Below are 21720 nucleotides of genomic sequence, written 5' to 3' on the forward strand. Positions count from 1 at the left end.
GGAAACGAATTGCCGGAGCACAGAGCGGTCCCCTCTCCCTCCCGCAGAGGGCGAAAGGTGAGAGAGGCTGGACTCCTTCCCAGCCCGCCATGGGGAGCCTGCAGTCTGCTTCGCGAATGACTCCGCTCACCCATGAAAAAGCCCGCCGGAGGGCGGGCTTTTTCGACGGGGCGGCCTCAGATCGGGCGGCTGCCGTACTTGCTGTCCGGCTTCTTGGGTGGGTCGGCGACCACATTGGGTTCGACTTCCTGCACCTTGCCGCCACGCGCGAGGAATTCTTCCATCGCCCTGGCCAGCGCATCACGCTCTTTCTGCTTGGCTTCGATACTGGGCAACTCTTCGACTTCGACTGCAGCCTTGGCCTTGCCCTTCCCGGAGGAAGGGGCAGCAACCTCGCCATCGTCGTCGCTGTCACCGTCTTCAGCAGCAGCCAGCTCCTCGCCGTCGTCCTCGTCGGCCGCTTCCAGCTCGTCTTGTTCCAGTTCTTCGTCGCTCATGTTCTACCTCATGCCTTGCCAAAGCAGGTTAGTTATAGCCCAGCTGCGCCAGCTTTCTAACGCCGCTGAAAAAAAATCAATTCGCCTCGCCGTGGAGGGTCGCCAACACCCGTCGCGGACCGCCCTGGTCGCGATGCTCGCCCAGGTAGACTCCCTGCCATGTCCCCATCGCCAGCTGTCCATCCTGTACCGGCAGACTCAGTTGGCAACCCAGCAGGCTGCCCTTGAAGTGTGCCGGCAGATCATCCGGACCTTCATAGTCATGTTCATAGCCGCTTTCGCCCTGTGGTACCAGGCGATTGAAGAAACGCTCGAAATCTCGCCGCACAGCAGGGTCCGCATTTTCATTGACGGTCAATGAAGCCGAGGTGTGCTGGAGCCACAGGTGCAACAGACCCACGCGGCAGCGCCGCAGTTCCGGTAACGCTTCGAGGAGTTCGTCAGTGACCAGATGGAAGCCACGCGATCTCGGGCGCAAGGTAATCAGGGTCTGCTGCCACATTCGCAAATGCCTGTCTCGGCTCGTCCGGCGGGCATTCTAGCGCGGCGTGTGAAAAAGCAAAGGGCGCCTTTCGGCGCCCCTTGGCTTGGTTGCGGCCTCCCCCACCGGCAAGCGCCGGCAGAGACGGTAAATCAGAGGTTGTAGCCGCGCTCGTTGTGCTCGGCGAGGTCGAGACCGACGGACTCTGCCTCTTCATTGACCCGCAGGCCAATGACCACATCCAGAACCTTGAGGATCACGTAAGTGACGATAGCGGTGTAGGCCACAGTGAAGGCCACACCCTTTAACTGGGTGAAGAGTTGCGCGCCGATGTCTTCCACGGTACCGAAGCCGCCGAGGGCCGGGGCCGCGAATACGCCGGTCAGCAGGGCACCGACGATGCCACCGATACCGTGTACGCCGAAGGCGTCCAGGGAGTCGTCATAGCCCAGCTTGCGCTTCAGGCTGGTGGCGCAGAAGTAGCAGACCACGCCAGCCACCAGGCCGATGATCAGTGCCCCCATCGGGCCGGCAGTGCCAGCAGCCGGGGTGATGGCGACCAGACCGGCGACCACACCGGAAGCGATGCCCAGCGCGCTCGGCTTACCGTGGGTCAGCCACTCGGCGAACATCCAGCCCAGGGCAGCAGCAGCTGTGGCGATCTGGGTGACCAGCATGGCCATGCCTGCGGTGCCGTTGGCGGCTACGGCAGAACCGGCGTTGAAACCGAACCAGCCAATCCACAGCATGGCGGCGCCGACCAGGGTATAACCCAGGTTGTGCGGGGCCATCGGGGTAGTCGGGTAGCCTTTGCGCTTGCCCAGCACCAGGCAGGCCACCAGGCCCGCGATGCCGGCGTTGATATGCACCACGGTGCCTCCAGCGAAGTCCAGCACGCCCCAATCCCACATCAGGCCGCCGTTGCCGCTCCACACCATGTGGGCGATCGGGGCATAGACGAGGGTGAACCAGACGGCCATGAAGATCAGCATGGCGGAAAACTTCATGCGCTCGGCGAAGGCACCGACGATCAGCGCCGGGGTGATGATGGCGAAGGTCATCTGGAAGGTGATGAAGACGCTCTCCGGCACTGCGTACACCAGGCTGCTGGTGTTGAGGCCGCTGAGGAACGCCTTGGACAGGCCGCCGATGAAGGAGTTGAAGTTGACGACGCCCTGTTCCATGCCAGTGGTGTCGAATGTCAGGCTGTAGCCGTAGACGACCCAAAGGATGCTGATCAGGCCGGTGATGGCGAAGCACTGCATCATCACCGAAAGAACGTTCTTGGACCGCACCATGCCGCTGTAGAACAGGGCCAGGCCGGGAATGGTCATGAACAGCACGAATGCGGTGGCAACGATCATCCACGCCGTGTCGCCGCTATTCAGCACAACCTCGTCAGCCATGGCCAAGCCAGGGGTTACAAGGGACAAAAGGGCTCCTAGCCCTGCGATCTTACGCAGAGTCATGTTGTTTTCTCCTGGGGCGTTGGGGTTCGGCGGCTTAAATCGCGTCGGTGCCGGTTTCGCCGGTACGGATGCGGATGGCCTGTTCCAGATTGACGACGAAAATCTTGCCGTCACCAATCTTGCCGGTATTGGCGGCCTTGGTGATGGCTTCGATGACGCGATCCAGCTGGTCGTCGGCGATGGCCACGTCGATCTTCACCTTCGGCAGGAAATCGACGACGTACTCCGCTCCACGGTACAGCTCGGTGTGACCCTTCTGGCGGCCGAAACCCTTGACCTCGGTCACGGTGATGCCCTGCACGCCGATCTCGGACAACGACTCGCGCACGTCGTCGAGCTTGAACGGCTTGATGATGGCAGTGACTAGCTTCATGAAACTCTCTCCCGTATTGGTGGACTTGCCCCAGGAAAAACGAACCCGGCTCAAGTCTAAGCGCAGTGTCTGGCTTTGTAACGCGTCGGTCGGCCATCGCCCGGCACCCGACGCTAACCATCCGCGTCTGGCGAAACATTCCCCCGCCTCGCCCGGCGCACCGGAACTGCATCCGATGCATGCGTCGCCTTGCACTAAGCAGAAAGCTTGCCAGCTCGGCACAACCCTCTATTTTTCAACCAGATAGTGGCCGGATGCCCTATCTGGTGCAGGATTGCCCTGCATGCAGTGCACGAAATCGGTGCAGTGCACCATCGTGCATTGCTCAAAAATCGTGCACTGCCAGGCTCGAACTCCCCAGCACGGAGCGCGTGATAAACTGCCACCCAATCATCTCTGGACAATCACCATGCTGCCGCCCAAAGCCCTGCTCGATACCCTCGCCACTCACGCCTCGCGCTTGTTCAGCGGTGACAGCCCGCTGCCCCGCGCCGAGTTCGAGGCTCAGTTCAAGGTCCTGCTGCAAAGCGCATTCAGCAAGCTCGATCTGGTCAGCCGCGACGAGTTCGACAGCCAGATGGTCGTGCTCGCCCGCACCCGTGCGCGACTGGAAGCCCTGGAAGCCAAGGTCGCGGAGCTGGAAGCCAAGCTGAACCCGCCCACCGAGTGATCGACGCGGCCACCGATCGCGTTGCTGAAACAGCCAGTGCAGGCGCGAACACCCTCGCGCCTGCTCGGCGTCCGCCCTACACGCCCCCTCCCCCCTCATCCCCGCCCCCCGCAATACCGCGGACCTGACTGAGTACCGGCCGCCCTCCCTAGTATTTTTTTGCACAACGCTCCGGTTTTTTTGCGCATTCTTACCTGATTAACGCCCACCTATACTCGAGCCCAACCCGCTTGGTCGCCCCTCGGACCAGGCACGTCGGACAACAATAAAAAGGGCTCCCACCATGACCCGCACCTGCCAGAGCTTCCTGGACGCCCGGGACTTCCTGCTCAAACATCGCACCGACTACACCACCGCCACGCGCGACTTTCGCTGGCCAGAACTGCACGAATTCAACTGGGCGCTGGATTATTTCGACGCCATGGCCCGTGGCAACCAGGCGCGCGCCCTGTGGATAGTGGAGGAGAACGGCGAAGAGCAGCACTACAGCTTCCAGCAGCTGTCCGAGCGTTCCAACCGCGTCGCCAACCACCTGCGCGCGCTGGGTGTGAAGCGCGGCGAGCGCATCCTGCTGATGCTGGGCAACCACATCGCCCTATGGGAAACCATGCTGGCGGCCTTCAAGCTCGGCGCCGTGGTGATTCCCGCCACGGCGCTGCTGACCCCGGACGACCTGCGCGATCGCATCGAGCGCGGCGATGTCCGCCACCTTGTGGTCGGCGGCGACCACCTGGACAAGTTCGACGGCCTCGCCGAAGGCTGCACCCGCATCTGCGTGGGACAGCCCACCACCGGCTGGGCCGAGCACGCCGCCGCACGCAACTACCCCGCAGAGTTCCAGGCAGAGGGCATCACCCTGGCCAGCGACCCGCTGCTGCTCTACTTCACCTCGGGCACCACCTCCAAGCCGAAGATGGTGCTGCACAGCCACCAGAGCTACCCGGTCGGCCACCTCTCAACCATGTACTGGATCGGCCTGCAACCCGGCGACCTGCACCTGAACATTTCTTCTCCGGGCTGGGCCAAGCACGCCTGGAGCTGCTTCTTCGCCCCGTGGAATGCCGGCGCCTGCGTGTTCATCCACAACACCGCACGTTTCAGCGCCCCCGCGCTGCTCCGGGTACTCGAACGTTACGGCATCAACAGTCTGTGCGCGCCGCCGACGGTCTGGCGGATGCTGATCCAGGAAGACCTGGCCAGCTACCGTGGACGATTGCGCCTGCGCGAGCTGGTAGGCGCCGGTGAGCCGCTCAACCCGGAGATCATCGAGCAGGTCCAGGCGGCCTGGGGCCTGCTGCTGCGCGACGGTTTCGGCCAGTCGGAAACCACTGCGCTGATTGGCAATACCCCGGGCCAGGTGCTCAAGCCCGGCTCCATGGGCCGGCCGCTGCCTGGCTATCGCGTCACCCTGCTGGACCCGGACGGCCGGCCGGCCAGCGAAGGCGAGGTGGCGCTCCCCCTGGCACCGCGCCCGCTCGGCTTGATGCTCGGCTACGAAGACAGTCCGGAGAAAACCGCCGAGGTGATGCGCGATGGCTACTACCGCACCGGGGACACCGCAGCCATCGACGCAGACGGCTACATCACCTTCGTTGGCCGCGCCGATGACGTATTCAAGGCTTCCGATTACCGCATCAGCCCCTTCGAGCTGGAAAGCGCGCTGATCGAGCACCCGGCGGTGATGGAAGTGGCCATTGTGCCCAGCCCCGATCCGCTGCGCCTGGCGGTGCCCAAGGCCTTCCTGATTCTCGGCCACGACCAGGTGCCTGGGCCGGAACTGGCCGGGGCCATCCTCGCCTTCGCCCGGGAACAGTTGGCGCCCTACAAGCGCGTGCGACGGCTCGAGTTCGTCAGCGAACTGCCCAAGACCATCTCCGGGAAGATCCGCCGCGTGGAGCTGCGGCAGATGGAAGTGCAGCGGCGCCAGGGCAACCAGCGCGGGCTCTACGAGTACTTCGAAGACGACTTTCCACAGCTCAAGGGCTGAACCGGCCGGGCACTGCCCGGCCTCCACACCAGAGCATCAACTACTCGGGTCTAGGCCCGAGGGCCCCTTCTCGACCCACTGACCGCAAGCAGGACTCGAACATGACCACCTCCAACGTCATTCCCAGCGTCAAGCTGCTCATCAACGGCGAATTCGTCGAATCGCGCACCAGCCAATGGCGCGATGTCGTCAACCCGGCCACCCAGCAAGTGCTGGCCCGCGTCCCCTTCGCCACCCTGGATGAAATGAACGCGGCCGTCGCCAGCGCCAAGGAAGCCTTCAAGACCTGGCGCAAGACCCCCATCGGGGCCCGCGCGCGCATCTTCCTCAAGTACCAGCAGCTGATTCGCGAAAACATGAAGGAGCTGGCGGCCATCCTCACCGCCGAGCAGGGCAAGACCCTGCCGGATGCCGAGGGCGACATCTTCCGCGGTCTGGAAGTGGTGGAGCATGCGGCCAATATTGGCACCCTGCAGATGGGCGAACTGGCCAACAACGTTGCCGGTGGCGTCGACACCTACACCCTGCTGCAACCGCTCGGTGTCTGCGCTGGCATCACCCCGTTCAACTTCCCGGCGATGATCCCGCTGTGGATGTTCCCGATGGCCATCGCCACCGGCAACACCTTCATCCTCAAGCCTTCCGAGCAGGACCCGATGGTCACCATGCGCCTGGTGGAACTGGCGCTGGAGGCCGGCGTACCGCCGGGCGTGCTCAACGTCATCCACGGTGGCGCCGACGCGGTGAACCTCTTGTGCGACCACCCGGACATCAAGGCCGTGTCTTTCGTCGGCTCGACCAAGGTCGGCACCCACGTCTACAACCGCGCCACCCTCAACGGCAAACGTGCCCAGTGCATGATGGGCGCGAAGAACCACGCCATCGTGCTGCCCGACGCCAATAAGCAGCAGACCCTCAACAACCTCGCCGGTGCCGCGTTTGGCGCCGCCGGTCAGCGCTGCATGGCGCTCTCGGTGGTGATCCTGGTGGGTGAGGCGCAGGCCTGGCTGCCAGAGCTGGTGGAGAAGGCCAAGTCGCTGAAGATCGGTGCCGGCGTCGAGCCGGGCGCCGATGTCGGCCCGGTGATTTCCTGCGCCGCCCTGGACCGCGTCAGCAGCCTGATCGCCACCGGTGAGCGCGAAGGCGCGCGCCTGGTGCTGGATGGCCGCAATCCCGAGGTCAACGGCTACGCCCAGGGCAACTTCGTCGGCCCGACCATCTTCGATGGCGTCACCGCCGAGATGAGCATCTACCGCGAGGAAGTCTTCGGCCCGGTGCTCTGCGTCATGCACGCCGCGACCATGAACGAGGCCATCGCCCTGATCAACGCCAATCCCAACGGCAACGGCACCGCCCTGTTCACTCGCTCTGGCGCTGCAGCCCGCCACTTCCAGGAAGAGATCGACGTCGGCCAGGTGGGCATCAACGTACCGATCCCGGTACCGGTCCCGCTGTTCTCCTTCACCGGCTCGCGCGCCTCCAAGCTCGGCGACCTCGGGCCGTACGGCAAGCAGGTGGTGCAGTTCTACACCCAGACCAAGACCGTGACCCAACGCTGGTTCGACGAAGACGAAGTCGGCGGTGCGGTGAATACCACCATCACCCTCAAGTAACGCCATTGCCCTTGTAGGAGCGAGCTTGCTCGCGAATGCCCACAACGCTTCGCCAGCAAGCTCGCGCCTACGGCCAGGCGAACCGCAGCAGAACCCCCAATCCAGATTCAAGCGAGGACAACCATGAATATCGGCTTTCTCGGCCTCGGCAACATGGGCGGCCCCATGGCCCGCAACCTGCTCAAGGCTGGCCACGCGCTGACCGTCTTCGACCCCTCGAGCCAAGCGGTCGCCGGCCTGGTGGAGGCAGGCGCCAAGTCTGTTGCGTCCCCCGCCGACGTGGCCCGCGCACCGGTCGAGGCGATCATCACCATGCTGCCGGCGGCCGCCCACGTGAAGCACGTCTACCTCGGTCAGGACGGCCTGCTGGCCAACGTCCGCCCGGGCGTGCTGCTGATCGACAGTTCCACCATCGACCCACTGAGCGCCCGAGAAGTCGCCAAGCTGGCCACCGCCCAAGGCAACCCGATGCTCGACGCCCCTGTCTCCGGTGGCACCGGTGGTGCCACGGCCGGCACCCTGACCTTCATGGTCGGCGGCCCCGACAGTGCCTTCGACCAAGCCCAGCCGCTGCTCGCCGCCATGGGCAAGAACATCGTGCACTGCGGCGACACGGGCAACGGTCAGGTGGCCAAGATCGCCAACAACATGTTGCTCGGCATTTCCATGGTCGGTGTGGCTGAGGCCATGGCCCTGGGTGTTGCCTTGGGGATGGACGCCAAGGTGCTGGCCGGCATCATCAACACCTCCAGTGGCCGCTGCTGGAGCTCGGAGATCAACAACCCCTTCCCCGGCGTGCTGGAAAACGCCCCCGCCTCGCGCGGCTACAGCGGCGGTTTCGGCAGCGACCTGATGCTCAAGGACCTGGGCCTGGCCACCGAAGCAGCACGCCACGCGCGCCAGCCGGTGATCCTCGGCGCCGCCGCCCAGCAGCTGTACCAGAGCTTCAGCCTGCAGGGCCATGGCGGCCTGGACTTCTCCGCAATCATCAACCTGTACCGCCGGGACCCCGTGGCCTGAGCCCACAAGCCGTCCCGGGCAGCCGGGGCGCCCACGCACAACCGCAATAGCCGGCAGGAGACACTTGTAATGCTCGATATCGAACTCACCGAAGAACAACGCATGATCCGCGACATGGCCCGGGACTTCGCCCGCAGCGAAGTCGCGCCCAAGGCCCAGGCCTGGGAAAAAGCCGGCTGGATCGACGACTCGGTGGTGATGCAGATGGGCGAGCTGGGCCTGCTCGGCATGGTGGTGCCGGACGCCTGGGGCGGCAGCTACACCGACTACGTGGCCTACGCCCTGGCCGTGGAAGAAATCTCCGCCGGCGACGGCGCCCTCGGCGCACTGATGAGCATCCACAACTCGGTCGGCTGCGGTCCTCTGCTCAAGTACGGTACCTCGCAGCAGCAGGACACCTGGCTGCCCCGCCTGGCCTCCGGTCAGGCCATCGGCTGCTTCTGCCTCACCGAGCCGCAGGCCGGGTCCGAGGCCCACAACCTGCGCACCCAGGCCGAACTGCGCAACGGCCAGTGGGTGCTCAACGGCACCAAGCAGTTCGTCAGCAACGGCAAACGCGCCGAACTCGCCATCGTCTTCGCGGTGACCGACCCGACGCTGGGCAAGAAAGGTCTCTCAGCCTTCCTGGTGCCCACCCGCACGCCCGGCTTCCAGGTCGAACGTACCGAACACAAGATGGGTATCCGCGCCTCGGACACCTGCGCGGTGACCCTGACCGACTGCCGCATCCCCGAAGCGAACCTGCTGGGCGAGCGCGGCAAGGGCCTGGCCATCGCCCTGTCGAACCTGGAAGGCGGCCGCATCGGCATTGCCGCCCAGGCTCTCGGCATCGCCCGCGCAGCCTTCGAGGCGGCCCTCGGCTACGCCCGTGAACGCGTGCAGTTCGGCAAGCCGATCATCGAACACCCGAGCATCGCCAACCAACTCGCCGACATGCACACTCGGCTGAATGCCGCACGCCTGCTGATCCTACATGCTGCCCGCCTGAAGAGCGCCGGTCTGCCCTGCCTGAGCGAGGCTTCGCAGGCCAAGCTGTTCGCCTCGGAAATGGCCGAGAAGGTCTGCTCCAGCGCCCTGCAGATTCATGGCGGCTATGGCTACCTGGAGGACTTCCCGGTGGAGCGTTATTACCGAGATGCGCGCATCACCCAGATCTACGAAGGCTCCAGCGAAATCCAGCGGCTGCTGATCGCCCGCGAACTGGCCAACTACGCGCTCTGATCGTGTTCGCGGGTGCCCGACCAGCACCCGCGCATTGGCCAAAACGCTCCATCAAAAAGAGCGGCGGGGACGTGGTAGGCCAGCGCCCGAGACGTCATCGTCCGGGCTGGAATACACCGTTCGAAGCAGCACCATCGATGGAGGTCCGGCATTCATGCCTACCGCCCTGCACATCTCGCCACCAACAGTCCACCGATCTGGACGGGCTGCCTCCGCCGACGGCGCCCACGCGCGCTACCAGGAGACCCGCACCAAGGCTCTGGAGCTATTCGCCCGCTGCGGCTTCAGCCGCGTCAGCATGCGCGACCTGGCCGACTTCCTGGGGATTCGCGCCGGCTCCATCTACCACCACATCGAAAGCAAGGAAGCGCTGCTTTTCGAGCTGATCGAGGAGCTTTACGAGAACCTGCTGCAGGGCGCGCTGCTGCTGGCCCGACGGGAGTCCTCGCCGGCCGCGCGGCTGCCGCGCCTGGTGGAGGCCCATCTGCAATTGCATGAGAGCATGGGCGCCTATTTCCGCCTGGCGGAGTACGACCTGCACTGCCTCGGCAGCGAACACCAGGCGCGGATCCAATCGCTGCGCCAACGCTACGAAACCGTGCTGGAAGTTACCTTGGAGCAGCTCACCGGCGAGCCTGCCTGCGCGGTCAGGCGAGCCGCCGTGGCAGGCATCGTCTCCCAGCTCAACCAGTTACCGGCCTCGGTGGGAGACACCCCGACAGACGCCAGAGTGCGGCTCGAGTTGCTGCGCGAAATGGTGATGGGCTCGCTGCGCGGGGTGCTACTGGCCACCCGGCGCGTGGCAGACCCGGCCACTCAGGCCGCGGGCAAGTAAGCCATCGACGTCGACTCGCCCATCAGCAGCGGCTGGTTGAGCTCGACGCAGGCCCTCAGGTATTCGGACACCAGGCTAATGCGCCTGAGCTTGCGCAAATCCTCGCTGTAGTAGATCCAGAACTGCCGGACCACCTCCACCTCGTCCGGCAACACTTCGCGCAGACGCGGGTCCGGGCGGGCGAGAAAGCACGGCAGGACCGCCAGCGCCCGTCCTTCCAGTGCGGCATGGTAATGGGCGATCACGCTGGTGCTGCGCAGCTGGCGCTGGGCACCGGGCACCAGGTCATTGAGGTAGAGCAGCTTGGAGCTGAACGCCAGGTCCTCGACGTAGGAAATGAACGGATGGCCGACGAGGTCATCCCGGCTGCGGATCGGTGCGTGGTTGGCCAGGTACTCCGGCGTGGCGTACAGGCGCAGGCGGTAGTCGCAGAGCTTGGAGCAGACATAGGGCCCGCGTTCTGGACGCTCCAGGGTGATGGCGATGTCCGCCTCGCGCCGCGACAGGCTGACGAAGTGCGGCACCGGCAGGATATCCAGCGAGATATGCGGATAGCGATCCTGGAAGCGGCTCATGTGTGGCGTGACGAAACAGGATCCAAAGCCCTCGGTGCAGCCGATACGCACGTGCCCAGACAGCTCCAGCCCGGCTCCGGAAACCTGCTCGCAAGCTGCCTGCAGGGTGCTCTCCAAGGTTTCGGCATAGCTCAGCATGCGCTGGCCTTCGATCGTGAGCACGAACCCCGCCGACCGCGATTTTTCGAACAGCAAGGCGCCCAGGCTCTGCTCCAGCGCCCGGATGCGCCGCGACACAGTGGTGTAGTCGACACCCAGGCGCCGGGCCGCGCCGCTGGCCGTACGGGTCCGCGCCACTTCGAGGAAGAAGCGCATGTCGTCCCAGTTCAGGCGTTCTTGATTCGTGCTTTTTTGCATGATCAGCAGGCTTTGATAGGCATCGCCAGTGGAAATACGCCCACTTATACGCGTCTCGTCTGGACCGGGCCACTCGGACCATAGGCTGGACTCAGGCCCTCGGGACTCCCTAGACTCCCTGCGACCAGCCGCAGGAAGCGGTTGTCGAACGATCAAGGAGTGATCATGTCCCTTGCCATTGTCCACAGCCGCGCCCAGGTCGGCGTTGAAGCCCCATCCGTGACCGTCGAGGCACACCTGGCCAACGGCCTGCCCTCGCTGGCCCTGGTCGGCCTGCCGGAAGCGGCAGTGAAAGAAAGCAAGGACCGAGTGCGCAGCGCCATTCTCAATAGCGGCTTCGATTTCCCACCCCGGCGCATCACCCTCAACCTGGCCCCTGCCGACCTCCCCAAGGACGGTGGCCGCTTCGACCTGGCCATTGCCCTCGGCGTCCTCGCCGCCAGTGGCCAACTCCCGGCCGCAAGCCTGGAGCAGGTGGAATGCCTCGGCGAGCTCGCCCTTTCCGGTACCCTGCGCCCGGTGCAGGGCGTGCTGCCAGCGGCATTGGCTGCCCGCGCAGCAGGACGCACCCTGGTGGTGCCGAGAGAGAACGCCGAGGAAGCCAGTCTCGCCAGCGGCCTGAACGTATTGGCGGTCGGACACCTGCTGGAACTGACTGCGCACTTCGCCGGCCACACTCCACTGGCGCCTTACCAGGCCCAGGGGCTGATGCAGGAACGACCGCCCTATCCCGACCTCGCCGACGTTCAAGGCCAGGCATCGGCCAAACGTGCCCTGCTGGTGGCCGCCGCCGGATCGCACAATCTACTTTTCTGCGGTCCACCCGGCACCGGCAAGACCTTGCTGGCCAGCCGCCTCCCCGGCCTGCTGCCGCCCCTGGAGGAAGACGAAGCGCTGGAAGTGGCGGCTATCCACTCTGTGGCCAGTCACGCTCCGCTGCAAGCCTGGCCCCAGCGTCCCTTCCGTCACCCGCACCACAGCGCCTCGGGTGCGGCGTTGGTGGGGGGCGGCAGCCGACCGAAACCGGGCGAAATCACCCTGGCGCATCAGGGCGTGCTGTTCCTCGACGAATTGCCGGAGTTCGACCGCAAGGTCCTGGAAGTGCTGCGCGAACCGCTGGAAAGTGGCGAGATCGTGATTGCACGCGCCCATGACAAGGTGCGCTTCCCGGCACGCTTCCAGCTCGTCGCGGCGATGAACCCCTGCCCCTGTGGATATCTCGGTGACCCCGGAGGGCGCTGCCGCTGCTCACCGGACCAGATCCAGCGCTACCGCGCCAAGCTCTCCGGGCCACTGCTCGACCGCATTGACCTGCACCTGACCGTTGCCCGCGAGGTCACCGCCCTGGAGCCCATCACCCAGAACGGTTCCAGCAGCCTCGAGGCAGCCACCGAAGTCGCCCGGGCCCGCCGCGTGCAACTCCAGCGCCAGGGCTGCGCCAATGCCTTCCTCGACCTAAAGGGACTGCGCCTGCACTGCGTTTTGGTCAAGCAGGATCGCGAGTGGCTGGAAAGCGCCTGCGAGCGCCTCAACCTGTCGCTGCGCGCGGCCCACCGCATCCTCAAGGTGGCCCGCACCCTGGCAGACCTGGAACAGACCACGAGCATCGGCCGGCCCCACTTGGCCGAGGCACTGCAATACCGTCCGGAGCCCCAGGTGTGAAACGAGCGGACAACCAACAAAACTATCAGGATATACCCAGCAAGAGGCTGGCTCTATCGAATGTGCTAGGATGCTGCGCCTTCCGCCCTTGGCGGCCATCCGATTACAAGGAGAGCTAGCTCAATGGAGGCACGTTCGTCTTCGCAATCCACCCTCAACCCGCCGGTCTTTTTCGGCTCCGCCCTGCTCATCATCGCCCTGGTCATGTTCAGCACCCTGGCCCAGGAACAGGCTCAGACGCTGTTCGTTCACATCCAGGACTGGATCGTGGTCAACGCCAGTTGGTTCTATGTCCTGAGCGTCGCGTTGATCCTTATCGCCGTGGTCTTCCTGGCCATCAGCCGTTTCGGCGACATCAAGCTCGGCCCCGACCATAGCCAGCCCGATTACCGCAATCGCACCTGGTTCGCCATGCTGTTTTCCACAGGCATGGGCATCGGCCTGATGTTCTTCGGCGTCGCCGAACCGCTGATGCACTATGCCAACCCACCGGTGGGCGATGCCAACACGGTGGCCGCCGCGAAGGAGGCGATGACGCTCACCTTTTTCCACTGGGGCCTGCATGCCTGGGCGATCTACGCCATTGTCGCGCTGATTCTGGCCTACTTCTGCTTCCGCCATGACTTGCCGCTGACCCTGCGCTCGGCGCTCCATCCGTTGATCGGCGAACGGATCCACGGCCCCATCGGCCACGCTGTGGATATCTTCGCGATCCTCGGCACGGTGTTCGGCGTGGCCACCTCACTGGGCTATGGCGTGCTGCAGATCAACAGTGGCCTTAACCACCTGTTCGGCCTGCCAGTCAACGTGCCGGTGCAACTCGTCCTGATTGCCGTCAGCTGTGCCCTGGCCACGCTGTCGGTGGCCAGCGGACTGAACAAAGGCATCCGCATCCTCTCCGAGCTGAACCTGGTCCTGGCGGTGATCCTGCTGCTGGTGGTATTGGTCCTGGGGCCAACCGTGTTCCTGCTGAAGACGTTCGTGCAGAACACCGGCGGCTACCTCTCGGATATCGTCAGCAAGACCTTCAACCTGTACGCCTACGAATCCACCGACTGGATCGGCGGCTGGACCTTGCTCTATTGGGGCTGGTGGCTATCCTGGTCGCCTTTCGTCGGGCTGTTCATCGCCCGTATCTCCCGTGGCCGCACCATCCGCGAATTTGTCTGTGGCGTGCTCTTCGTCCCGGCCGGCTTCACCTTACTGTGGATGACGGTATTCGGCGATACGGCCATCCACATGGTGCTCCACCAGGGCCTGACGGGCCTCAGCGAGACCGTCGTCCGGGATAGCTCGCTGGCACTGTTTGTCTTCCTCGAGCAGTTCCCCTTCGCATCGCTGCTGTCGCTGGTGGCGGTGATGATGGTGGTGGTGTTCTTCGTCACCTCGGCCGACTCCGGCGCCTTGGTGGTGGACATGCTGGCCTCCGGCGGGCGTGAGAACACGCCGCTCTGGCAGCGCCTGTTCTGGTCGATCCTGATCGGCGTGGTGGCCATGGCCCTGCTGCTGGCCGACGGCCTCAAGGCCCTGCAAACCGCCACCATCGCCAGTGCCCTGCCCTTTGCAATGGTGCTATTGGCCGCGACCTGGGGACTGCTCAAGGCCCTGCGCCGAGATGCCACCAAGCGCGGCATCCGCTACCAGGCGCTGAACCTCTCTCACCCCGCCCATCGCCAGCAAGGTGGCTGGCAGCGGCGCCTGCGCAACATCCTGATGTTCTCGCGCCGTCCACACGTCACCCGGTTCATCGGCGAAGTGGTGCAACCTGCCTGCGATGAAGTAGCCGAGGAGCTGCGCAAGCATGGTTACGAGGTGCAGGTGAAGAACGGCGAAGATGGTCGCTGCAAGCTCATCGTCGGGCACGGCGGGGATGTGGACTTCAGCTACGAGGTGCGTCCTCGCACCTTCCTCCTGCCGCGCTTCGCCCCCCGCGACAACAACGATGAGGGCAGCGATGCGCGCAAATACTTCCGCGCCGAGGTCTACCTGCGCGAAGGCGGGCAGGATTACGACGTGATGGGCTGGAGCCGCGAGGAAGTGATCGGCGACCTGCTAGACCAGTACGAGAAGCACCTGCACTTCCTGCATGTGGTGCGCTGAGCCTGAGAAGCCCGACAAGGGCGGCAACGCCGCCCCATGGGCTTGCACGCAACCCGCTGAGCTTCGCTCAGCTCAGTGCCAGGCCGAAACATTTATCCACAGCCTGACGCTGGCCTGCTCGCGCCAGGCTGCGATACTCGGCGGCTTTTCCAGCGGAAACCGGCATGACCAGCTTCACTCTCGGCCCCCTCGCCATTCCCACGCCGCACGCCCTGCTGTACCTGGGCTTCTTCGTCGCACTGTTCAGCGGCTGGCTGGCCGGGCGCAAACGCAAGGCCAATCCCGAGGCGGCGCTGTTCGCCATGCTGCTCGGCGGCCTGCTGGTGGCACGCCTGGCATTCACCGCGCGCTACTTCGAGCAGTACGCGGCAGCACCCATCGGCCTGCTGGATATCCGCGATGGCGGCTTCATGCCTTGGCCTGGCGTCCTGGCAGCGGCGACGATCGGCGCCGTGCTGGCCTGGCGCTCACCGGTCCTGCGCCGTCCGCTGGCGATCGCCCTGACTGTGGGCGGCCTGCTCTGGGGCGGCGCGAGCGCTATCCTCTCGGCCCTCGACCAGGGTCGGCAGTTGCCCAAGCTGGCCCTGCACGACCTGCACGGTAACCCGATCGCCTTGCACGATCTGGACGGCCGGCCGCTGGTGGTGAACCTCTGGGCCACCTGGTGCCCGCCGTGCCGCCGCGAAATGCCGGTGCTGGAAGCCGCCCAGCGAAACCATCCCGAGGTGCGCTACGTGCTGGTGAACCAGGGGGAGCACGCCGAAGCGGTGGCCCGCTTCCTGACCGTGCAGGGCTTACAGCCCAGGGACGTGCTGCTCGACAGCGGCAACCGCCTGGGCCAAGCCACCGGCTCATTTGGTCTACCCACAACGCTGTTCTACGATGCCCAGGGCCGTTTGCAGCACAGCCACATGGGCGAGCTCTCAGCCGCGAGCCTGGCGCATGGGCTGCGCCAGTTCCCCGATCCCGTCAAGCGCTAGCCCAACAGTTCCACCGCTGGCAGCACCAGGGAGGTCACCTCTGCCTGCAGGAAATCCCGCAACCGGCGCAAGCGGTCCTGGCCGCTGCGGGCGCGGGGCCAGACCAGGTAGTAACTCTCACCGCTGGCCACTGCGGTGGGCCAGGGCAGACCGATGCGTCCCAGGGCCACGTCCTCGGCCACCATCACCAGATCGCCAATGGAAACGCCATAGCCGCGGGTCGCGGCGACTATCCCCAGCTCCAGGGTGTCGAACACCTGGCCGCCCTTGAGCGACACCTGATCACCCAGCTCCATGCGCTGCAACCACTTGCGCCAGTCACGGCGGTCCGGCGTCGGGTGCAGCAGCTCGGTCTGCTGCAGACGCTCCAGGCTCCAGGGCTCGACCGCCTGCGAAGGCTCGCACACCGGGATCAGCCATTCACTGAACAGCAGGGTCACCTCCCAGTCCTGATTGAAGTGGCCGTCGCTGAGCAACACCGCGCAATCGAAGGGCTCATGCTGGAAATCCACCTTATCCACATCCATCCAGGCGCTGGTGAGCTGCACCTCGATATCGGGGTTGAGGTGGCGGAAGCGGCTGAGACGCGAGAGCAACCAGCGCATGGTCAGGGTCGAGGGCGCCTTGAGGCGCAGGGTTGCATCGTCGACCCGTAGCGTCGTGCAGGCGCGCTCCAGGGCATCGAAGCCATCGCGCAGGCCGGGTAAGAGCATGCGTGCCGGCTCAGTCAGTTGCAGATTGCGCCCCTGGCGCTCGAACAGGCGGCAGGAAAAGTGCTCCTCCAGGGTGCGAATGTGGCGGCTGACCGCACTCTGGGTGATGGCCAACTCCTCGGCGGCGCGCGTGAAGGAGGTATGGCGGGCGGCGGCCTCGAAGGCGCGCAAGGCATAAAGTGGAGGAAGGCGGCGCGACATGTCCCTTTACCTATGAGTTTGACTCATGAATGGCATCATTTTTTTCCTTTTGTGCCGCCGCTTCAAGCTCAGGAGAATTGCATGATCCTCAATTGGTCGCAGGCAGCGGCTAAGGCACCTGGAAGTGAGCGTTACTCATGCCACAAAACCTGCGCAACGAACTCCTGGCGATCCTCCGCCTGGCCGGCCCGCTGATCGCCGCCCAGTTGGCGCACGTGCTGATGGTGTTCACCGATACCGTGATGATGGGTCTGATCGGACCCGAGGCCCTGGCCGGTGGCGGCCTGGGCGCGGCCAGCTATTCCTTTGTGTCGATCTTCTGCGTCGGGGTGATTGCCGCTGTCGGTAACCTGGTCGCGATCCGACATGGAGCGAGCGATACCCTGGGCGCGGCGCGGCTGACCCAATCCGGCCTGTGGCTGGCAGGCGGCATGGCGCTGGGCGCCGGCATTCTGCTGTGGAACCTGGGGCCCATCCTGCTGGCCTTCGGCCAAGCGCCGGACAGCGTCACCGGTGCCACCCAGTTCCTCTCCACGCTGGTGTTCGCCCTGCCCGGCTACCTCGGCTTCATGGCCCTACGCGGCTTCACCAGCGCCATCGGTCGGCCGGGGCCGGTGATGGCCATCAGCATCGGCGGCGCGTTGGCCAACTTCCTTCTCAACTACGCGCTGATCCACGGCCTGTTCGGCCTGCCGCGCCTGGGGCTGGCCGGTATCGGCCTGGTCACGGCGATGGTGATGAACGCCATGGCCCTCCTGCTCGCTTGGCACATCGTGCGAAACCCCATCTACGCCGCCTACCCGCTCGCGCGCGGCCTGTTACGCCCGTCCCGCGAGGCGCTGAAGGAATTGCTGCGCCTCGGGCTACCGATCGGCGGCACCTATGCGGTGGAGTCCGGCCTGTTCGCCTTTGCTGCCTTGTGCATGGGCGCCCTGGGCAGCACCCAGCTGGCGGCACACCAGATCGCCATCCAGTCGGTGTACGTGGCCTTCATGGTGCCAGTGGGGATTTCCTACGCGGTGACGTTCCGTATCGGCCAGCACTACGGCGCGGGCCGACTGGAGGATGCCCGCCGCGCCGGGCGCCTGGGTATCGGCTTCGGCGCCGGCTGCATGCTGGCCTTCGCCGGGCTGTTCTGGCTGGCGCCGGAATGGGTGGTCGGGTTGTTCCTCGATCACGAGGCGGCGGCGTATCAGGAAGTGGTGCAATTGGCCGTGAGCCTGCTGGCGGTGGCCGCCTGGTTCGAGCTGTTCGACGGCACCCAGACTATTGCCATGGGCGCCATCCGTGGACTGAAGGATGCCAAGACCACGTTCCTCGTCGGCCTCGGCTGTTACTGGCTGGTGGGTACGCCCGCAGCCTGGATGTTGGCCTTCCCGCTCGGCTGGGGCGCGGAGGGCGTCTGGTGGGGCCTGGCACTGGGCCTGGCTTGCGCGGCGGTTAGCCTGACGCTGGGCTTCGAATGGAAGACAGCGCGGCTACTGCGGCCGGCAGCGCATGCCACTGAAAAAAACATCTGCAGGGCGAGTTAGGTGCGGTTCTGCTCCAGGGAAGGCTTGCGCATGGCCATTCGTGCCGACGCTATGCGCGGCCGGCCCACAGCCTGTCGCGGGGGCCGGATAAACCGGGGCGAAGCCGCCACCGGGGGTGCGGAAATTGGTGGTCTGGCCCTGATAGACCCGCGCCGCCACCCACTGCACCTCGCCCAGATAGGCGTAATTGCGCAGATCGAACTTCAGTGCCGGGCCGGCATTTGCCATCACGCGCTGGCCGGGTTGCACCACGGCCTGCGCCACGTAGTCGCCAGCAAGGATGTCCTGCCAGACCCGCTGAGTAAGCTTGTCGCCACGATAGGCTGCGCGGCTACCGTATCCCCCGCGCGGCTTGAAGAACAGGCGCCGCCGTTCCTGCCACAGGCGCTCGGCATCCTCTGGCGTTACCACCTCGGTATGCGGGATGGCAGCCGCCAACACCTCGGCCTCGGCTGCCGGCAGCCCGGCACGGCGCAAGAAACCACTATCGCCCAGCAGCGCCAGGTTGCGCTTGTCGGCATACAGCGCATGACTTTGCGGGTGCGGTGTAAGCACGACCGCGCCCTGTAGATAGGCCTTCTGCAGCACGGCATTGGCTGCCTCGTCGAGGGCGAAATCGGTCAGGCGGTTGTAGACCAGGTCGATGGCCAGCTCGCCGCACCACAGGCGCCCTTCGCGCAATTCCAGGTCGGCCGGATCGGCGATCACCGCTTGCAGGCCGTGCGCCTGGAACAACTGCTGGAACAACAGGAACTCCGGGTAAAGGTATTGCTGTGCCGGCGCCGCATCGACAATGGCGATGCTTGCCAGCGGCCTCGCCTGCCCGGCCAGCGCCCACTCGCGGCGGAACATGGCGAGGATCGCCGCCTCCAGGATCTCGGCCCGTCCCGTGGGTGGCAACAGTTGCTCGATTGCGGGACAGCAGGCGCGCTGCGCCCTTGCCAGGACCGCATTGAGCAGCGCACCGCCGGCATTGCTGTTGATCTCGATCAGGCCGAAGGCATCGCCATCAAGGTGGAAGTCGTAGCCGAAAAACACCCCGCGCGGCCCCATCGCCATCCGAGCAATGGCCGGCGCCCTGGCCAGCACCTCTTCGCGATAGGCCGGCAGGGCTATGGCAGCCTCTGCGGCGCGAACCACATCAGCCATTCGCGTCAGCTCAGCCGGCGCAACGAACACCGGATGACTGGCGAACAGGTAAGGGCAGCGCTCGCGTACCAACTCATACAGCCCCGGCAGACCCAGGTGCGTCTCCAGCGCCGCGCGCAGTGCCTGTTCGTCCAGGCCGATGCAGAAGCACCGGCTGTTCAGGGCCTGCACCGAAACCTCGGCGAAGGCCGACTGCACGGCCGAGGGCACAGAGTCCGTGGTGGCGGCGCACGCCGGCAGATCGGTGGAATCGGACATGGATCGGCTCGTCATGCGGGGATTTGTTCTTACGATAGCCAGCAGCGGCGGGGCTGGAAAGCAGGACGTCGGGGCACGCGGCAGGTTGCACGCTTCACGACAGGCGCAAAGCCAAATACAGCCGATGAGGCCGACCTGACCCGGCGGTTCCCTAGGCGGAGGGCAAGCTGGCAAACATCGGCTGGCGCGTGCCGAAAACGAGGAAACGTGCCAACTCGGCCAGTGGCAACGGCCGACTGATCCAGTAGCCCTGGGCCTGGTCGCAGCCAAAGTGCCGCAACAGGGCTAACTGCTCGGCGTTCTCCACACCTTCCGCAACCACTTCCAGCTTGAGATTCTGTGCCAGGTTGATCATCGCCTTGACCAGTTGGCGATTCTCCGAGCGTTCGTGCATGTCGCCTACGAAGCTCTTGTCGATCTTGAGCAGCGCGATGGGCAGGCTGCTGAGGTGGACGAATGACGAGAAGCCGGTTCCGAAGTCATCCAGCGAAAAGCGCACGCCAAGTTTGCCGAGGGCATCCATTGTCTGCCGGACCTGGTCGCTGCGGCGCATCACGGCTGTTTCGGTGAGCTCGAACTCCAGCCATCTGGCATCGATGCCGCGCTCGCTGATCAGCCGACTCAGGGTCGGTAGCAGTTGGCTGTCCTGGAACTGCCGGAACGACAGGTTCACCGCCATGTGCAGCGGTGGCAGCCCCCGACCGCGCAACCATTGCATGTCGCGCAGGGCGCGGGAGATCACCCAGTAACCCAGCGGGACGATCAGGCCGCTCTCCTCAGCCAGCGGGACGAACTCGTTGGGGGTCAGCAGGCCGCGCTCGGCGTGCCGCCAGCGCACCAGCGCCTCCAGGCCGACGATGGTGCCGGTCTTCAAGCACAGGCGTGGCTGGTAGTGCAGCTCCAGTTCGTCCCGACGCAAGGCGCGGCGCAGCTCGCTTTCCAGGTCGGCCCGGCTGCGCGCGCTGCGGTTGATCCGCTCGTCGAATATGTGGAAAGTGCAGCCCTGGGTCGCCTTGGCCTGCTGCATGGCAATGTGCGCATGCCACATCAGCGGGTCTGCGCCCTCGCGGGAGCGCGCCTGCGCCAGGCCCAGGCTGCAACCGAGGAGCAGGCTTTCACCGTCCACCCAGTAAGGTTCGGCCAGCGCCTCGACGATATGCTCGGCAAGGCGTGCGAGTCGCGTTGGATCGCGCCGAGTATCCAGCAGCAAACCGAATTCATCGCTACCCAGACGCGCCAGCTGGTCGCTGGACCCTAGCTGTGCCTTCAGGCGTGCCACCACCTGCCGGATCAGACGGTCACCGGCCTGGTAGCCGAGGGCGTCGTTGGCGTGGCGAAAGTTATCCAGGTCAAGATGGCCGAGCGCCAACCCACGCCCCTCATACTCCATCAGCCGGGCGGCCAGAAGTGTCTGGAAACCCTGGCGGTTGGCGATGCCGGTCAGCGGGTCCTGCTCGGCCAGGCGTTCCAGCGCCCCCTGCAAGGTGCGCCGCTCACGGACATGGCGCAAAGTCCTGCGCACGACATCGACGCTGAGGTGCTCGCGCACCAGCCAATCACAGGCACCCTGCGGGGGCTCGCTCGGCTCACTCTCGAGCAACAGGATGACCGGCAGCGGGCAACGACCGGCGGGCGGCACATGGCTTGGAGTGCAGAGGATCACCGCTGCGCCCGGATCATCGAGCAGATCGCGGGCAGCTTCCCAGGAGACGGCGGTGATCAATGGGGATGCGCTGCCCATCGCGGCCAGAAGCTCGCGGAGACGTTCAGCCCAGACTGGCGATTCGGCCAGCAGGAGCATGCGCAAGGGCTCTGAGAGCGCGGACAAATGACCTCCCCGGGGTCAAGGATTCTGCAGCGTGATAACGCCACTTTGCGCCGTTATCGGCGTCGTTCTCGTCAGGCATCCTTGCCCGCCCCGTCTGGCTCAAGCTATCCGGGGCGGATCAATCCTACTTGATGCGGGGAAATATCCAAGCACAACCCTCGTGCAAAGGGTGATGGATCACAGAGCGTCCGGATACGCT

At 65.2% G+C, this 21720-nt stretch carries 18 protein-coding genes; 10 read left to right on the plus strand and 8 right to left on the minus strand.

Features of this window, described 5'->3' with window-relative positions; translation table 11 throughout:
• Positions 1-176: 176 nt before the first annotated feature.
• From sutA to glnK, 4 genes are all read right to left on the minus strand, one after another.
• Positions 177-497, minus strand: coding sequence for a transcriptional regulator SutA (gene sutA, locus OXH74_RS07345; protein WP_215372231.1), 321 nt, complete (start codon positions 495-497; stop codon positions 177-179).
• Positions 498-573: 76 nt separating this feature from the next.
• Entirely contained in the window at positions 574-999 is a 426-nt protein-coding gene (locus tag OXH74_RS07350; protein ID WP_375740669.1) for a secondary thiamine-phosphate synthase enzyme YjbQ, read from the minus strand.
• A 131-nt stretch (positions 1000-1130) separates the two neighbouring features.
• Positions 1131-2447, minus strand: a complete 1317-nt coding sequence (locus tag OXH74_RS07355) for an ammonium transporter (protein WP_375740670.1) — start codon at positions 2445-2447, stop codon at positions 1131-1133.
• Positions 2448-2481: 34 nt separating this feature from the next.
• Positions 2482-2820: a P-II family nitrogen regulator gene (gene glnK / locus OXH74_RS07360; protein ID WP_003457590.1), complete on the minus strand. Its 339-nt coding sequence runs from the start codon at positions 2818-2820 to the stop codon at positions 2482-2484.
• Between the two features lie 409 nt (positions 2821-3229).
• Here glnK and OXH74_RS07365 point away from each other — a divergent pair, with 409 nt between their 5' ends.
• The 6 genes from OXH74_RS07365 (at position 3230) to OXH74_RS07390 (ending at position 10166) form a co-directional block, all read left to right on the plus strand.
• Complete coding sequence (locus OXH74_RS07365; RefSeq protein ID WP_215372237.1) at positions 3230-3490, plus strand: accessory factor UbiK family protein; 261 nt, start codon at positions 3230-3232, stop codon at positions 3488-3490.
• Between the two features lie 283 nt (positions 3491-3773).
• Positions 3774-5477 carry an AMP-binding protein gene (locus OXH74_RS07370; protein ID WP_375740671.1) on the plus strand — a complete coding sequence of 568 codons (1704 nt, stop codon included), beginning with the start codon at positions 3774-3776 and terminating at the stop codon, positions 5475-5477.
• A gap of 101 nt (positions 5478-5578) precedes the next feature.
• A complete protein-coding gene (locus OXH74_RS07375; RefSeq protein ID WP_375740672.1) occupies positions 5579-7090 on the plus strand; it encodes a CoA-acylating methylmalonate-semialdehyde dehydrogenase in 1512 nt (503 codons plus the stop codon).
• Positions 7091-7213: 123 nt separating this feature from the next.
• Positions 7214-8110, plus strand: a complete 897-nt coding sequence (mmsB, locus tag OXH74_RS07380; protein WP_375740673.1) for a 3-hydroxyisobutyrate dehydrogenase — start codon at positions 7214-7216, stop codon at positions 8108-8110.
• A gap of 69 nt (positions 8111-8179) precedes the next feature.
• The gene (locus tag OXH74_RS07385; protein WP_375740674.1) at positions 8180-9331 is read left to right on the plus strand and encodes an acyl-CoA dehydrogenase family protein; all 1152 of its coding nucleotides are present in this window, start codon (positions 8180-8182) and stop codon (positions 9329-9331) included.
• Positions 9332-9485: 154 nt separating this feature from the next.
• Positions 9486-10166: a TetR/AcrR family transcriptional regulator gene (locus OXH74_RS07390; RefSeq protein ID WP_375740675.1), complete on the plus strand. Its 681-nt coding sequence runs from the start codon at positions 9486-9488 to the stop codon at positions 10164-10166.
• Here the strand turns inward: OXH74_RS07390 and OXH74_RS07395 are convergent.
• Positions 10148-11098 carry a LysR family transcriptional regulator gene (locus tag OXH74_RS07395; protein ID WP_375740676.1) on the minus strand — a complete coding sequence of 317 codons (951 nt, stop codon included), beginning with the start codon at positions 11096-11098 and terminating at the stop codon, positions 10148-10150. The genes OXH74_RS07390 and OXH74_RS07395 overlap by 19 nt on opposite strands.
• Before the next feature lie 165 nt (positions 11099-11263).
• On the opposite strand from OXH74_RS07395, the gene OXH74_RS07400 reads away from it, so the two are divergent.
• From OXH74_RS07400 to OXH74_RS07410, 3 genes are all read left to right on the plus strand, one after another.
• Positions 11264-12760, plus strand: coding sequence for a YifB family Mg chelatase-like AAA ATPase (locus OXH74_RS07400; RefSeq protein WP_375740677.1), 1497 nt, complete (start codon positions 11264-11266; stop codon positions 12758-12760).
• 123 nt (positions 12761-12883) lie between these two features.
• Positions 12884-14860, plus strand: a complete 1977-nt coding sequence (gene betT / locus OXH74_RS07405; RefSeq protein ID WP_375740678.1) for a choline BCCT transporter BetT — start codon at positions 12884-12886, stop codon at positions 14858-14860.
• A 164-nt stretch (positions 14861-15024) separates the two neighbouring features.
• Positions 15025-15840, plus strand: coding sequence for a redoxin family protein (locus OXH74_RS07410; protein ID WP_375740679.1), 816 nt, complete (start codon positions 15025-15027; stop codon positions 15838-15840).
• On the opposite strand, the gene OXH74_RS07415 is transcribed toward OXH74_RS07410, so the two are convergent.
• Positions 15837-16754, minus strand: coding sequence for a LysR substrate-binding domain-containing protein (locus OXH74_RS07415; RefSeq protein WP_375740680.1), 918 nt, complete (start codon positions 16752-16754; stop codon positions 15837-15839). The two genes, OXH74_RS07410 and OXH74_RS07415, sit on opposite strands and share 4 nt — an antisense overlap.
• A gap of 137 nt (positions 16755-16891) precedes the next feature.
• On the opposite strand from OXH74_RS07415, the gene OXH74_RS07420 reads away from it, so the two are divergent.
• Positions 16892-18286 (plus strand): NorM family multidrug efflux MATE transporter, encoded by a 1395-nt coding sequence (locus tag OXH74_RS07420; RefSeq protein ID WP_375740681.1) that lies wholly within the window; start codon positions 16892-16894, stop codon positions 18284-18286.
• Here OXH74_RS07420 and OXH74_RS07425 read toward each other — a convergent pair.
• Both OXH74_RS07425 and OXH74_RS07430 read right to left on the minus strand, forming a co-directional pair.
• A complete protein-coding gene (locus OXH74_RS07425) occupies positions 18233-19693 on the minus strand; it encodes a hypothetical protein (RefSeq protein ID WP_375740682.1) in 1461 nt (486 codons plus the stop codon). The genes OXH74_RS07420 and OXH74_RS07425 overlap by 54 nt on opposite strands.
• A 151-nt stretch (positions 19694-19844) precedes the next feature.
• Complete coding sequence (locus OXH74_RS07430) at positions 19845-21494, minus strand: putative bifunctional diguanylate cyclase/phosphodiesterase (protein WP_375741579.1); 1650 nt, start codon at positions 21492-21494, stop codon at positions 19845-19847.
• Positions 21495-21720 lie beyond the last annotated feature (226 nt).

The organism is Metapseudomonas boanensis (assembly GCF_042232855.1).
In the GTDB taxonomy this organism is placed as follows: domain Bacteria; phylum Pseudomonadota; class Gammaproteobacteria; order Pseudomonadales; family Pseudomonadaceae; genus Metapseudomonas; species Metapseudomonas boanensis.